This is a genomic window from Streptomyces sp. NPDC004732 (genome assembly GCF_040609235.1).
Taxonomy (GTDB): domain Bacteria; phylum Actinomycetota; class Actinomycetes; order Streptomycetales; family Streptomycetaceae; genus Streptomyces.
Map to the genome: position 1 here is coordinate 253,254 of NZ_JBEXJR010000007.1, position 14,139 is coordinate 267,392.

Annotated in this window: 11 protein-coding genes; 8 read left to right on the forward strand and 3 right to left on the reverse strand. The window is 70.7% G+C overall.

Translation table 11 applies throughout. From position 1 onward, the window contains the following. Positions 1-11: 11 nt before the first annotated feature. Positions 12-761, reverse strand: coding sequence for a MerR family transcriptional regulator (locus ABZV77_RS22520; RefSeq protein WP_356259565.1), 750 nt, complete (start codon positions 759-761; stop codon positions 12-14). Between the two features lie 133 nt (positions 762-894). Here ABZV77_RS22520 and ABZV77_RS22525 point away from each other — a divergent pair, with 133 nt between their 5' ends. The 5 genes from ABZV77_RS22525 to ABZV77_RS22545 all read left to right on the forward strand — a co-directional run bounded on the left by ABZV77_RS22525 (position 895) and on the right by ABZV77_RS22545 (position 6,312). Next, complete coding sequence (locus ABZV77_RS22525) at positions 895-2,700, forward strand: AMP-dependent synthetase/ligase (protein WP_356259568.1); 1,806 nt, start codon at positions 895-897, stop codon at positions 2,698-2,700. A 157-nt stretch (positions 2,701-2,857) separates the two neighbouring features. Continuing rightward, on the forward strand, positions 2,858-4,327 hold the full coding sequence (locus ABZV77_RS22530) for an amino acid permease (RefSeq protein WP_356259570.1): 1,470 nt from the start codon (positions 2,858-2,860) through the stop codon (positions 4,325-4,327). A gap of 36 nt (positions 4,328-4,363) precedes the next feature. Next, complete coding sequence (locus ABZV77_RS22535) at positions 4,364-4,843, forward strand: macro domain-containing protein (RefSeq protein ID WP_356259573.1); 480 nt, start codon at positions 4,364-4,366, stop codon at positions 4,841-4,843. Between the two features lie 93 nt (positions 4,844-4,936). Continuing rightward, entirely contained in the window at positions 4,937-5,446 is a 510-nt protein-coding gene (locus tag ABZV77_RS22540) for a hypothetical protein (RefSeq protein WP_356259575.1), read from the forward strand. 71 nt (positions 5,447-5,517) lie between these two features. Next, positions 5,518-6,312, forward strand: coding sequence for an alpha/beta fold hydrolase (locus ABZV77_RS22545; protein ID WP_356259577.1), 795 nt, complete (start codon positions 5,518-5,520; stop codon positions 6,310-6,312). Between the two features lie 61 nt (positions 6,313-6,373). Here the strand turns inward: ABZV77_RS22545 and ABZV77_RS22550 are convergent, their stop codons facing one another. Continuing rightward, positions 6,374-7,876 carry a M1 family metallopeptidase gene (locus ABZV77_RS22550; RefSeq protein ID WP_356259579.1) on the reverse strand — a complete coding sequence of 501 codons (1,503 nt, stop codon included), beginning with the start codon at positions 7,874-7,876 and terminating at the stop codon, positions 6,374-6,376. 202 nt (positions 7,877-8,078) lie between these two features. Between ABZV77_RS22550 and ABZV77_RS22555 the strand changes: the two genes are divergently transcribed. From ABZV77_RS22555 to ABZV77_RS22565, 3 genes are all read left to right on the forward strand, one after another. After that, positions 8,079-10,049: a Xaa-Pro dipeptidyl-peptidase gene (locus ABZV77_RS22555; protein WP_356259582.1), complete on the forward strand. Its 1,971-nt coding sequence runs from the start codon at positions 8,079-8,081 to the stop codon at positions 10,047-10,049. Beyond that, a complete protein-coding gene (locus tag ABZV77_RS22560) occupies positions 10,046-11,326 on the forward strand; it encodes a M14 family metallocarboxypeptidase (protein ID WP_356259584.1) in 1,281 nt (426 codons plus the stop codon). The genes ABZV77_RS22555 and ABZV77_RS22560 overlap by 4 nt, the downstream gene beginning before the upstream one ends. Before the next feature lie 133 nt (positions 11,327-11,459). Continuing rightward, on the forward strand, positions 11,460-13,139 hold the full coding sequence (locus tag ABZV77_RS22565; RefSeq protein ID WP_356259585.1) for a BCCT family transporter: 1,680 nt from the start codon (positions 11,460-11,462) through the stop codon (positions 13,137-13,139). Positions 13,140-13,148: 9 nt separating this feature from the next. Here the strand turns inward: ABZV77_RS22565 and ABZV77_RS22570 are convergent, their stop codons facing one another. Further along, complete coding sequence (locus ABZV77_RS22570; protein WP_356259588.1) at positions 13,149-14,102, reverse strand: FAD-dependent oxidoreductase; 954 nt, start codon at positions 14,100-14,102, stop codon at positions 13,149-13,151. Positions 14,103-14,139 lie beyond the last annotated feature (37 nt).

Genomic DNA, 14,139 nt, shown 5'->3' on the forward strand with positions numbered 1-14,139 from the left:
GCGGCAGTGGCTCAGCCTTCCTTGAGCCACTCCCGCAGCTCCTCCTTGAGGGAGCGCTGGAACGCGGTCACCAGCGCCTGCACCACCATCGGCTGCATGTGCGCCGAGAGCGACCGCATCGCCGCCACGTGCTCGGGGTCCGACTCGCGCTCGCGGTAGGGCCCCCAGACCTCGTCCCGGAAGAGCCGGGACAGTTCGTGCGCGGCCGAGCGCGTGTGCTCCATCAGGACCGTGCGCGCCGCCAGGATCGTCTCGTGCGCGATGGGCACGTCCAGGAGCTGCACGCCCAGGCGCAACAGGCCCGGGTCCACGCGGTACGTCCCGGGGACCTGCGTCCTTGCGACCACGCCCATCGCCGCGAGCCGGTCCAGGTCCTCGTCGCCGAGCGGGCGGCCCGCCCTGCGCTCGAGGTCGGCGCGCGGGGCGTCCTCCGCCGAGTCGGGCGCCCACGACGCCACCAGGGCGCGGTGGATGGCCAGATCGTGCGCGCTCAGGTCGGCGGGCAGTTGCTCCAGATACCGCTCGATCGCGGCGAGCGTCATGCCCTGGTGCTGCAACTCCTCGATGAGCGCGAGCCGGGACAGGTGCTCCTGGCCGTAGTGCCCGACGCGGCGCGGGCCGATCACCGGCGGCGGCAGCAGCCCCTTGGTGCTGTAGAAGCGGATGGTGCGGACCGTCACCCCCGCGCGCGCGGCGAGTTCGTCGACCGTGAGCGTCGGCTCCTCGGCCTCGGTCGTGACGCCCTCGGTGTCGGTCGTCATTGGCGGCGCCATCCCTCCCCGGTCGGCTCGGGGGACGTCTCCCCGCTTCGTGCGTCAATCCGGTGCAACAGTATTGCTGGCACACCAGTGTTGTGAAACCCTCCGGCCCAATCGATGGCACCAGGAGGCGGTCATGACCACGATCCTGCGACTCCCCGGGGACCCCGCCGACATCACGCTCCCCGCCCTGCTGCTCCGCAATGCCGAGGACCACGGCGAACTTCCTGCGCTCTCCTGGCGCGTGGGGGAGGAGTGGTCGACGCTCACCTGGCGCGAGGCGCGGCGCAAGGTCGCGGTCCTCGCCGCCGGTTACGCCGCGCTCGGCGTCGAACGCGGCGAACACGTCCTGATGATGATGAGCAACCGCCCCGAGCACTGGCTGAGCGACCTCGCCCTGGTGCACCTCGGCGCCGTCCCCGTCACCGTGTACGCCACCGCGGCCCCCGAGCAGGTCGCGCACATCGTCCGGCACAGCCGGGCCCGCTTCGCGATCGTCGAGGGCGCCCGCGAACTGCCGCGCTGGGAGCCCCTCCTGGGGGACGACACCGCCCCGCTGGAACGCCTCGTCGTCGTGGAGGCCGCCGAGGCGGGCGAGCACCGCACGTACGGCTCCCTGCACGCCACCGGCAGCCGCCTCTTCAACCCGGACGCCTTCGAGAAGGCGTGGCGCGAGGACCGCCCGACCGACGCCCTCACCGTCGTCTACACCTCGGGCACCACGGGCGACCCCAAAGGCGTCCGTCTCACCCACCGCAACCTGCTCCTGGGCGGCATCGCCCTGGACGGCGTCATCGAGTTCCCCGAGCACGTCGGACACATCTGCTACCTGCCCTTCGCGCACATCGCGGAGCGCCTGCTCGGCATCTACCTGCCGGTGCTGCGCGCGGGCCACGTCCATCTGTGCGCCGACCCCACGCAGGTGGCCGCCACCGCGCGCGAGCTGCATCCGGTCCAGTTCTTCGGCGTCCCGCGCGTGTGGGAGAAGCTCGCCGCCTCCGTACGGGCGGCGCTCGCCGGGCTGCCCGAGGAGCGGCGCCGGGTCATCGAGGCCGCCAACGAGACGGCACGCGCGCACGTCGCCTGCCGGGAGCGGGGTGCGGAGCCCCCGGCGGAGCTGCAGGACGCGTACGAGCGGGCCAGGCGGGACGTCCTCGATCCGCTGCTCGCGCTGGCCGGATTCGACCGGCTCGTGTGGACGGCGAGCGCCTCCGCGCCGATGCCGCTTGACGTCTCCCGCTTCTGGGCGGGATTCGGGCTGGTGATCATGGATGCGTGGGGGCTCACCGAGACCTCCGGTGTGGTCACGACGAACTGTCCCGGCGGATTCCGGCTCGGCTCGGTCGGCCGCCCGCTGGAGGGCCTCGACGTACGCATCGCGGAGGACGGCGAGATCCTGGTGCGCGGCGCCACCGTCTTCGACGGCTATCTGCGGCCCGACGGAGGCCTCGACGACGCCCGCGACGCGGAGGGCTGGTTCGCCACGGGGGACATCGGGCGGCTCGACGAGGACGGCTACCTCTGGCTCACCGACCGCAAGAAGGAAATGATCGTGACGTCGACGGGCAAGAACGTCTCGCCCGCCCTCGTCGAGAACACGCTCAAGGAGCACCCGCTGATAGGGCAGGCCCTCGTCCACGGGGACGGCCGCTCCTATCTCGTGGCGCTGCTCGTCCTGGACCAGGAGATGGCGCCCGCCTGGGCCGCCGCGCGCGGGATCGAGGGGGATCCGGCCACCCACGAGGCCGTGCGGGCGGAGGTGGCGCGCGCGGTCGAGGCCGCCAACGCGCGTCTGAACCGCACCGAGCAGATCAAGCGCTACCGGCTGCTCACCGAGGAATGGGGACCGGAGACCGGCGAGCTGACGCCATCCCTCAAGCTGCGCCGCAGGGTGATCCGTGACAAGTACATGCAGGTCATCGAGGGTATGTACACCCCTTGACCACCATGTGAGAAGTCCCGCTATGTGACGTGCGCCACCGCGTGGGGGCGATCTCTGGGGGAAGGTGTCCCGTCGGTCCGCGCGCGTCAGGGGTGCGCGGACCGGAGCACATCCGGACCCCGGAGCTCTTCCGGGCACCAGAGAGTAGATCCACCACGTGAGCAAGGAAGCCGTAGATTCGGCCACCCTGGACGCACCCCGCACGGATGCGACCCAGGCCCCCGCGGACGCGGGAGACGCCGGATACAGCAAGGACCTCAAGGCCCGTCACGTCAACATGATCGCGATCGGTGGCGCGATCGGCACCGGCCTCTTCCTGGGGGCGGGCGGCCGCCTCCACTCGGCGGGCCCCGCGCTCGCCCTTGCCTACCTCGTGTGCGGCATCTTCGCGTTCTTCGTCGTCAGGGCGCTCGGCGAGATGGTCCTCTACCGGCCCTCGTCCGGTTCGTTCGTCTCGTACGCGCGTGAGTTCCTCGGCGAGAAGGGCGCGTTCTTCGCCGGTTGGATGTACTTCCTCAACTGGTCGACCACCTGCATCGCGGACATCACGGCGATCGCGCTCTATACGCACTACTGGAGCTTCTTCACCGACATACCCCAGTGGGTGCTGGCGCTGATCGCCCTCGCGATCGTGCTCGCGGTGAACCTCGTCTCGGTGAAGTACTTCGGCGAGATGGAGTTCTGGTTCTCGATCATCAAGGTGGCCGCGCTGAGCGCCTTCATGATCATTGGTATCTGGCTGCTCGCCAGCCAGCACAAGGTGGGCGGCGAGACGCCCGGCCTCAACATGATCACCGACCACGGCGGCCTCATGCCGAACGGCCTGATGCCGGTCGTGATCGTCATGCAGGGCGTCGTCTTCGCGTACGCCTCCCTCGAACTGGTCGGCGTCGCGGCGGGCGAGACCAAGGACCCGCACAAGATCGTCCCGCGCGCGGTGAACTCGATCATGTGGCGCGTCGGCCTCTTCTACGTCGGCTCCGTGGTGCTGCTCGCGCTGCTGCTGCCCGGCGTGATGTACACGGCCGACCAGAGCCCGTTCGTGACGGTCCTCTCCAAGATCGGCGTACCGGCCGCGGGCGACGTCATGAACTTCGTGGTCCTCACCGCCGCCATGTCCTCGCTCAACTCCGGCCTGTACTCCACCGGCCGCATCCTGCGCTCCATGGCGATGTCGGGCTCCGCCCCGAAGTTCACCGCCAAGATGAACCGCAACCAGGTCCCCTACGGCGGCATCCTGCTCACCGCCTCCCTCGGCGTCGTCGGCGTCGGCCTCAACAAGGTGGTCCCGGGCAAGGCCTTCGAGATCGTCCTGAACGTGGCCTCGCTCGGCATCATCGGCACCTGGATCACGATCATGGTCTGCCACCTCGCCTTCGTGCGCGCCGCCAAGCGCGGCGAGGTCACCCGGCCGAAGTTCCAGCTCCCCTTCAGCGGTGTCACCGAGTACGTGACGATCGCCTTCCTGCTCGCCGTCCTCTGCCTGATGTGGAAGGACGCCGAGGTCGGCCGCAAGACGCTGTTCCTCATCCCGATCGTGGGCCTGGCCCTGGTCGCGGGCTGGTTCGGCGTCCGGCGCAAGGTGGCGCGCGAGGCCCAGAGCCTCACGGGGCCGCAGGACCGGTAGTCCTGGGCTGTCAGTGGCAGCCCGTACGGTGGCGTCATGTCGGAGATCACGTATGTCCGGGGTGACGCCACCGCGCCGTTCGGCAAGGGCACCAAGCTGATCGCCCACGTCTGCAACGACCTCGGGGGCTGGGGGAAGGGCTTCGTGCTCGCGGTCTCGCGCCGCTGGCCCGAGCCGGAGAAGGCGTACCGCGCCTGGCACCGGCAGCGCGCGAAGAACGACTTCGGCCTGGGCGCCGTCCAGTTCGTCGACGTCGGCCGCGGCCTGTGGGTCGCCAACATGGTGGGGCAGCGGGGCATGCGCACCGGCAGCAAGGGCGTCCCCGTGCGGTACGAGGCGATCGACACCGCCCTGGCCGCCCTGGCGGACAAGGCCGAGGAGCTCGGCGCCTCCGTGCACATGCCGCGCATCGGCTGCGGGCTCGCGGGCGGCAAGTGGTCCCGCATCGAGCCGCTGATAGCCGAGCGCCTGGTGGCGCGGGGGATCGCGGTGACGGTGTACGACTTCGGGGACTGAGGCGGACCGCCGCCGACCAGGGCCGCACCCTCTCCGTACAACTGCCTTGCATGTGTGCGTTGTTGTGCACGGATGAGCGGGTAGAGCTCCGACATGCAGTTCATCACCCTGGAACTCGGGCCGGTCAACCCGAGGGCCGAGGAGCTGGCGCTCGCCGCTGTCCTGTGCGGCGCGCTCTGGCTCCTTCTCGCACGATTCCTGCCCCGCGTCGCGCGTGCCCTCGCCCCCACGGAACCGCCTCCGCCCGGCAGTCGGAGAGCGAGCCCGACGATGCTGCTCTCGGAGGCGCACGGACACGGGCACGGGCGCCGGGAAGGCGGCGGCCCTGCGGCCACCGGACAGGCCCGGGGGGAGGCGGAGCGCGCCGAGGCGGAGGCCGAACTGCGCCGCCAGATCTCCGAGTGGGCCTCCGAGGTGGCGGGGCGCATCGCGGCCGACCCGCTCACCGGGCCTCCGGCGCGGCCTCCCGCGGCGCCGAGCACCACGCCGGGCGCCACGCCGGGCACCGACCCGGGCACGGACCCGCGCACCGGCCGACACCCCGACCGCCGCACCGACCCACGGACAGACCCGGGAAGCGATCCGACGGGTTCCGGCCGCTAGCCGTACGGATTCACGCCCTCGTCCGCCGACAGCACTGGCGGCCAGGACCCCGCGCCCGGAGACTCGCAGCCATGGACGTCATGGTCTCGGTCAAAGACGGCGAAGTGTGGTCGCACGACTCGGGTGAACCGAGCGGCACGGGCGGCGAAAGCCTCCCCCTGGTCCTTCTGCACCCGGGCGTGGGCGACTCCCGCCTCTGGGACCGCATCCTGCCGCGCCTCACGGAGCGGCACCGGGTGATCCGCTACGACGCGCGCGGCTACGGCAGGTCGCCTGCCCCGACCGCGTCCTTCTCGCAGGTCGAGGACCTGATCGCCGTCCTGGACCACTACGGCGTGGGCCGGGCCGTCCTGGTGGGATCGAGCATGGGCGGCGCGACGGCCATCAGCCTCGCGTTCCGCGACCCCGCGCGGGTGGCGAGCCTCGCCCTGGTGGTCCCGGGCGTCACCGGCGCCGACGAGCTCCTGCCGCCCGAGTTCATGGCCGAGGTCGGCAGGCTCGCGGAGGCGGGCGACGTGGACGGCATCGTGGAGCTGGTGCGGGGCTCGTCCGCCGCGATGGGCACCGGAGCCGACCCCGAGGTGATGGCGCTGCTCAAGGCGGTGGTCCCGGCGTGGTTCGCCGTGCTGCCGCATCAGGTGCCGGACCCGCCCGTGTACGACCGGCTCGGCGAGCTCGACGTCCCGTGCGTCCTGGTCATCGCGGAGCACGACGCGCCCGAGGTGGTCCGGGTCAACGAGACGATGGCGCAGCGCATTCCGGGCTGCCGTCTGGTGCGGCTCGCGCACAGCGACCACTTCCCGACGGTACGGGACCCGGACGCGGTCGTGGACGCCGTCCTGGAGGCGTACGCCGAGGCGCGCTGAGAGGGCAAGCGCGCCGCCGCGCCGCCGGGAACCAGCCCCGACGGCGCGGCGCAGCAGACCGTCAGTGATCGTGCCCGTGGTCGTGCACGCCGTTCGTCGCCGCGATCTGCTTCCACGACTTCGGCTTGGCCGGGGCGGCCGCCGACCGGGCGATCCCGGCCTCGCGCACGGCGGGAGCCTCGGGGCGCGACGGCTGGTAGAGCCAGGTGTCGAAGAGCTCCGCGAGCGGCTTGCCCGAGACCTTCTCCGCGTACTTCACGAAGTCGTTCACCTTGGCGTTGCCGTACGCGTGCTTCTGCGGCCACCCCTTGAGGATGGCGAAGAAGGTGTCGTCCCCGACCTCGTTGCGCAGGGCCTGCAGGGCCAGTGCGCCCCGGTCGTAGACCGCGATGTCGAACTGCTTGTCCGGACCCGGGTCACCCGGCTTGACCTTCCAGAACGGGTCGTCGGCGGGGTGCTGGGCGTACACGTAGTCCGCCAGCTCCTGCCCCGTGCCCTCGCCCTCCTTCTCCGACCACAGCCACTGGCTGTAGCGGGCGAAGCCCTCGTTGACCCAGATGTCCTTCCAGCCGTCCACGGAGACGCTGTCGCCGTACCACTGGTGGGCCAGCTCGTGGACCACGATGGAGGCGTTGGAGCCGTTCGCGAACGCGGAGGGGCTGTAGAAGGGCCGGGTCTGGGTCTCCAGGGCGTAGCTGCTCTTCACGTTCGGGACGTAGCCGCCGAGCGCGTTGAAGGGGTACTTGCCGTAGAGCGTCTCGAGCCACTCGGCGACCTCGGTCGTCCGCTCGATGCTGGCCCGCGCGGAGCCCGCGTTGTCGCCGAGGTCCTTGCTGTAGGCGTTGAGGACCGGAAGGCCGGACTCCGTCTTGTCGGTCGTGATGTCGAACTTGCCCACCGCGAGCGTGGTCAGATAGCTGGCCTGCGGCTTGTTGGAGCGCCAGTTGTAGCGGGTCCAGCCGAGCTTGGAACTCTGCGACTGCAGCACACCGTTGGAGATCGCCTGGGTGCCGTCCGGCACCGAGACCGACACGTCGTACGTCGCCTTGTCCAGCGGGTGGTCGTTGGACGGGAACCACCACACGGCGGCCTCCGGCTCCTGCGCCGCGACGCCGCCGTCGGGCGTGCGGTGCCAGGCGTTGTAGCCGTTGATCTTCAGCTCGGACGGCTTGCCCGCGTACCGCACGACGACCGTGATCGGCGTGCCCTTGGGCAGTCCGGCCGACGGCGTGATCTCCAGCTCCTGGTCGCCGGTCTTCGCGAACTTCGCCTTCTTGCCGTTGACCCGCACCTCGGAGACCTTGAGGCCGAAGTCGAGGTTGAAGCGCGAGAGGTCCTGCGTGGTGCGGGCGTTGAGCGTCGCCGTGCCTTCGAGCAGGTCGGTCTTGGGCTGGTACTTCAGCCGCAGGTCGTAGTGCGAGACGTCGTATCCGCCGTTGCCGCTCGCCGGGTAATAGGGGTCGCCGATGCCCGGGGCCCCGGGGGAGAAGTCCGCTGCCGATGCCGGGATCGCCAGCAGGAGAGAGGCCGCGAGAGCGCCCGGGGCGATGAGTCTGCGGTGCACAAGAGCTCCAAGTCGTAGGGGCACAACATCTTTTCGTCTTGAACGTGGAGCCTATTCAGCCCCTTCCGCACGCGTCATGTCCATGGCCCCATACGTCACACGATTGCCATTCGGCCGACATGTGCCTGGATGTCCCATGCACCTGTCGCTGCTGCATGCGGCCCTCTGTCGCACAGGAGTTCACCGGTGTAGCTTCCGCGCCATGCCGATACGTGCGCGACGCACCCGCATCCTGTGGAGAACGCTGCTGACGGCGGCCCTGGCCGCCCTGATAGCCACCCTCATGTCCCCGGTTGCAGCGCAGGGGGCCGCCCCGGCCCCGCGCACGCCGGGCGAGAGCAGACCCGTGTACTCGTACGAGGACGCGATACGCGAATCCGTATGGGTCGACATCGGGCTCGACGGCGACGCGGACGGCAAGGCCGACCGCGTCGCCGTCGACATAGTCAGACCCCGTGAACTCGACCGCACGGGCCGCCGGATACCCGTGATCATGGACGCGAGCCCGTACTACTCCTGCTGCGGACGCGGCAACGAGAGCCAGCTGAAGACGTACGACGAGAACGGTGACCCCGTCCAGCTCCCGCTGTACTACGACAACTACTTCGTGCCCCGCGGCTACGGCTACGTCGCCGTGGACCTCGCGGGCACGAACCGCTCCGACGGCTGCGTCGACGTCGGCGGCCGCTCCGACGTCCGCTCCGCCAAGGCCGTCGTCGACTGGCTGAACGGCCGCGCCCACGGCTACACCAGCCGCACCGGCGGCGAACGCACGGAGGCCACCTGGACCAACGGCGCCACCGGAATGATCGGCAAGAGCTACGACGGGACCGTCGCGCAGGGCGTGGCCGCAACCGGAGTGCGCGGCCTCAAGACCATCGTCCCGATCGGCGCGATCTCCTCCTGGTACGACTACTACTTCGCCAAGGGCGCCCCGCTCTACGGCAGCGGCCCCGACCGGCTGGCGAACGGCGTGGAGAGCCCCGAGGCCCGCGCCCGCTGCGGCGCCGTGCAGCAGCGCCTCGTCGACGGGGCACCCCGCTCCGGCGACTGGACCCCGCTGTGGAGCGAGCGCGACCACGTCCCGGACGCCGACAAGGTGCGCGCCAGCGTCTTCGTCGTCCACGGCATGCAGGACCTCAACGTCCGCACCAAGCACTTCGGCCAGTGGTGGGACGCGCTCGCCGAGAACGGCGTCGACCGCAAGATCTGGCTCAGCCAGACCGGCCACGTCGACCCCTTCGACTTCCGCCGCGCCGACTGGGTCCGCACCCTGCACCGCTGGTTCGACCATGAACTCCTCGGCTACGACAACGGAGTCGACCGCGAGCCGATGGCCGACATCGAGCGCGCCCCGGACCGCTGGAGCACCGACCGCGTCTGGCCCCCGCGCGGCACCCGCGCCGTCCAGCTCCGCCCCGCCAAGGGCGCGGCGCCCGGCGTCGGCACCCTCGGCACCCGGCCCGGCAAGGGCACCGAGACGTTCACCGACGACCCGCGCCTGAGCGAGACGGCCTGGGCCGAGCAGATCGACACATCGACACCGGGGAAGGCGGGCTTCACCAGCAAACCGCTCGCCCGTGACCTCAGGCTGTCCGGCTCCTCCACGGTGACCGTCACCGCGACCCCGACGACCCGCACCGCGCACCTCTCCGCGGTCCTCGTCGACCTCGGCCCCGACACCATCCGGGACTACGCCGCCACGGGCGAGGGCATCACCACCCTTCCCGAACGCACGTGCTGGGGAGCGAGCACCACGGGTGACAGCTCCTGCTTCAAGGAGACGCGTGCGAAGTCCGCCGACGTCGACTACACGATCTTCAGCCGGGGCTGGGCCGACCTCGGCAACTGGGCCGACGCGGGCCACGGCCGCCCGCTCACCCCGGGCAAGCCGCACACCATCACCCTCGACCTCGCCGCCACCGACCACGTCGTGCCCAAGGGCCACCGGCTCGCGCTGATCGTGGCGGGCACCGACCGGAATCTGATCGAACCCCCCGCCGACACCCCGACGCTCACCGTCGACCTGGCCCGCACCTCGGCGAAACTGCCCTTGGTCGGCGGCGCGGGCGCGTTCACCACCTCCGCAACCGTCATCCCCCGCGCATCCCGTCTCGACGGCGTGGCCCCGCCGCGTCGCATCAACCCCATCCCGGGAGGCAGTACTTCATGACTCCGCGCACCCGCTCCCTGGCGCTCGTCTGCGCCACTGCCGCACTCGCCGCGCCCTTCCTGACAGCGCCCGCCCAGGCGACGCCGACCCCGCCCCGTACCGGATTCGAGGAGACCAACGGAGCGCGCTGGACCACGCAGCCCGAGGAACAGGACCTCCTCGCCACCGTGGACCGGGCCACGAAGCGGGTCTCGGTCGCCCGCATCGGCACGACCAAGCAGGACCGTCCCGTGCAGCTGGTGCGCATCGGCGAACGCCCGGCGAAGAACACCGTGTTGCTGATCTGCAGCCAGCACGGCGACGAGCCGTCGGGCCGCGAGGCGTGTCTGTCCACGATCCGCGACCTGGCGTACGCGAAGGACAAGAAGACGAAACGCTTCCTCAGCCGCACCACGCTCCTCGTCGTGCCGACCGCCAACCCCGACGGACGTGCCGCCGACACCCGCGGCAACTCCGACGGCACCGACATCAACCGCGACCACCTCGCCCTGCAGACCGCAGAGGCCCGCGCCATGGCCGCGGTGATCAGGGACCGCAAGCCCGACGTCATCTACGACCTGCACGAGTACGGGGCCACTCCCAAGTACTACGAGAAGGACCTGTTCGACCTCTGGCCGCGCAACCTCAACACCGACGAGGCCGTGCACGGGGAGGCGCAGACGCTGTCGAAGGCGTACGTGCGACCGGCCGCCGAGCACGACGGGTACAGCACGGGCACGTACGGCATCTGGACCGACCCCGTCACCGGCGATCCCATCAAGCAGACCGCGGGCGACGGCCAGGAGCGCATCCTGCGCAACATGTCCGGCATCAAGCACGCCGCCGGGCTGCTGATCGAGAGCCGCGTCGATCCCCTCACGGACGCCGAGAAGAAGGACGAGGCGCTGAACAACCGGCGCCGCGTGACGTCCCAACGCTCCGCGCTCGGCGGCCTGCTCGACTTCACGGACGAGCGCCGCGGGGCGCTGGAGGCGGCCACCGGAGCGGCCCGCGCCAAGGGCTTCCACGACCGCGGCCCGGTCTACATCGGGGGCGCCGACAACGACCCCGCAGAGCCGTCCGAGATCATCCAGGACCCGCCCTGCGGCTACCGTCTGAGCGCCGACCAGTACCGCGACATCAAGGACGAACTGGCCCTGCACGGAGTCACCGTGAAGCGCACCAAATCTGGCGCGTACGTGCCGCTGCGGCAGTCCGCGCGGGCCCTCGTGCCGCTGCTGCTCGACGAGCGTGCGCCGTATCACATGGTCACAGGTACGCCCGACATGGCCTGTTGAAAAGGTGAGAGGTGCGTCACATGTGGTAGGGGGTAACGGAGAACAAAGTCTCGACTCAATACCGACCCCTTGAAAGGTGTCACTTGTGACGCAGGATCAGCATAAAGCGGACGACGGGGGAGGGGCGTCGGAAATGACGGCGCCCCACCACGGCGGCCGATCCCCACAGACGGACCGGGTGGTGTTCGGCGTGACCGCCGTGCTCACGCTCGCGTTCGTCGTCTGGGGCGCGGTGTCGACGGACTCGCTCGAGAATGTCTCCACGGACATGCTCAACGGTCTGATGCACAACGGCGGTTGGTTCTTCATGCTGACCGCCACCGGGTTCGTCGTCTTCGCGCTCTGGCTGGCCGTCAGCCGGTACGGAAAGATCACCCTCGGACGGGAGGGTGAGGACCCGGAGTTCCGCACCGTCTCCTGGGTCGCCATGATGTTCAGCGCCGGTATGGGCATCGGCCTGATGTTCTACGGAGTGAGCGAGCCCCTGGCCCACTTCACCTCGCCACCGCCGGGCACCGACCCGGCGGACGCGCCCGCGGCCATGGAGACCGCGATGGCCACCACCCTCTTCCACTGGACGCTCCACCCGTGGGCGATCTACGCGGTCGTGGGCCTGGCCATCGCGTACAGCACCTTCCGCCGCAACCGGCGACAGACCATCAGCGCCGTCTTCGAGCCGCTCATCGGCGAGAAGCACGCACATGGCGCCTGGGGCCGGGTCATCGACATCCTGGCCATCTTCGCCACGCTCTTCGGCTCGGCCGCCTCGCTGGGACTCGGTGCCCTGCAGATCGGCAGCGGCATCGAGGTCCTCGACTGGATGGAGAACGCGGGCACCGGCCTGCTCGTCGTCATCATCGCCGTGCTGACGCTGGCCTTCGTGGCGTCCGCCATCTCCGGTGTGGAGAAGGGCGTGCAGTGGCTCTCCAACATCAACATGGTGCTGGCCGGGCTGCTCGTCCTCTTCGTCTTCATCGCGGGCCCCACGGTCATCATCCTCGACATGGTGCCCACCTCCATCGGTGCCTACCTGAACGACCTGCCGCAGCTCATCGGCCGCACCGAGGCGTCCAGCGGCAAGGGCGTCGCGGACTGGCTGAGCAGCTGGACGGTCTTCTACTGGGCCTGGTGGATCTCCTGGACGCCCTTCGTCGGCATGTTCATCGCGCGGATCAGCCGCGGCCGTACGATCCGTCAGTTCGTCGGCGGCGTCATCCTGGTGCCGAGCACCGTCAGCCTCATCTGGTTCGCGGTCTTCGGCGGCACCGCCATGACCGTCTCCGAGCGCGGTGGGCTCAAGGGTGAGATGTCCCAGGAGGCCCAGCTCTTCGGCCTGCTGCACGAGTACCCGATCGCCACCGTGACCAGCCTGCTCGTGATGATCCTCGTCGGGATCTTCTTCGTGTCGGGCGCCGACGCCGCGTCCATCGTCATGGGCACGCTCTCCCAGAAGGGCGCCCTCGAACCCGGCCGGTTCGTCGTGGTCTTCTGGGGCATCGTCACCGGCGCCGTCGGTGCGGTCATGCTGCTGATCGGCGACGGCTCGGACGACGCGCTCACCGGCCTGCGCAACCTCACGATCCTGGTCGCGGCGCCGTTCACCATCGTGATGATCGGCATGTGCGTGGCCCTCATGCGGGACCTGCGCCACGACCCGCTGATCGTGCGCGGCGAGCACGGCACGGAGGTCCTGGAGAAGGCCGTCATCGCCGGCCACGAGCACCACGACGGTGACTTCGAGCTCCAGATCGGCCCCGCCACCGACGACGGCGACGGCCCGGAACAGGACAACGACCCGGTCACCTCCCGCTGACCGGTCGCCTCAGGAGGCGGCGCCCACCAGTTGCGCCGCCTCCTGGGCGCACCCCCAGGCCACCGTCACACCGCCACCGCCGTGCCCGTAGTTGTGCACGAGCACCCCGCCTTCCGGAGTCCGCTCACGCTCCAGACGTACGCGGTGCCGGGCCGGTCGCAGCCCCACCCGGTGCGCGAGGACACGGGCCCCGGCGATCTCAGGACGCACCGCGGCGCACCGCGCGACGATGGCGTCCGCCACGGCAGGGTCCGGCTCGGCCGACCAGTCGCCGTCCTCCGCGGTCCCGCCGAGCACGAGGCCACCCGGCTGCGGCAGGAAGTACGTCGTCGCGTCCGACGCGGAGTCGGGGGCCGTGAACCACGTCTCGATCCCCGGGTTCTCCACCACGACGAGCTGCCCCCGCACCGGATACACCCCTTCGTCCGGTACGAGGGCGCGCGCACCGAGCCCCGAGCAGTTCACCACGGCGGACGCCTCGGCCGAAGGCTCCGCGAGCCGCCCGACCGCACGCTCCTCCAGGACTCCGCCCGCGGCGCGCAGCCGCCCCCGCAGCCAGGCGAGATGGACCGGCATGTCGATGAGCGGCAGCCGCGCCCACAGCCCACGCCCCGCGTACTCCGCCCGCTCCGCGACCCGCAGCCCGCCCACGCGCGAGGCCCACGCCCCCAACTCGTCCAGACCCGTCTCGGCATGTACGCCCTCGACCATGCGTACGCCGGTGAGCGGGCCGCGCCCCGCCAACTCCTCGTACACGGCGAGGGATTGCAGGGCCCACTCGCCCGCCGACTCCGCGGGCTCGATGCGGTAGGGCCACCACAGGCCGCCCGCAACGGCCGAGGTGGTCCGCTCGGCGGGCTCCCGGCTCCACACGCGTACCCGCCGCCCCAGCTCCGCCAGCACGACCGCGGTGGTGAGCCCGACGACCCCACTGCCCACCACAATCACATCGTCATCAGCCATCCCGGGAACGTATCGGAATGTGCGATGCCGTGCTCAC

Excerpts from the sequence above, each read along its gene's own strand:
- ABZV77_RS22520 (WP_356259565.1), bottom strand. The coding sequence starts at position 761 with ATGACGACCGACACCGAGGGCGTCACGACCGAGGCCGAGGAGCCGACG.
- ABZV77_RS22525 (WP_356259568.1), top strand. The coding sequence starts at position 895 with ATGACCACGATCCTGCGACTCCCCGGGGACCCCGCCGACATCACGCTC.
- ABZV77_RS22535 (WP_356259573.1), top strand. The coding sequence starts at position 4,364 with ATGTCGGAGATCACGTATGTCCGGGGTGACGCCACCGCGCCGTTCGGC.
- ABZV77_RS22540 (WP_356259575.1), top strand. The coding sequence starts at position 4,937 with ATGCAGTTCATCACCCTGGAACTCGGGCCGGTCAACCCGAGGGCCGAG.
- ABZV77_RS22545 (WP_356259577.1), top strand. The coding sequence starts at position 5,518 with ATGGACGTCATGGTCTCGGTCAAAGACGGCGAAGTGTGGTCGCACGAC.
- ABZV77_RS22555 (WP_356259582.1), top strand. The coding sequence starts at position 8,079 with ATGCCGATACGTGCGCGACGCACCCGCATCCTGTGGAGAACGCTGCTG.
- ABZV77_RS22560 (WP_356259584.1), top strand. The coding sequence starts at position 10,046 with ATGACTCCGCGCACCCGCTCCCTGGCGCTCGTCTGCGCCACTGCCGCA.
- ABZV77_RS22565 (WP_356259585.1), top strand. The coding sequence starts at position 11,460 with ATGACGGCGCCCCACCACGGCGGCCGATCCCCACAGACGGACCGGGTG.
- ABZV77_RS22570 (WP_356259588.1), bottom strand. The coding sequence starts at position 14,102 with ATGGCTGATGACGATGTGATTGTGGTGGGCAGTGGGGTCGTCGGGCTC.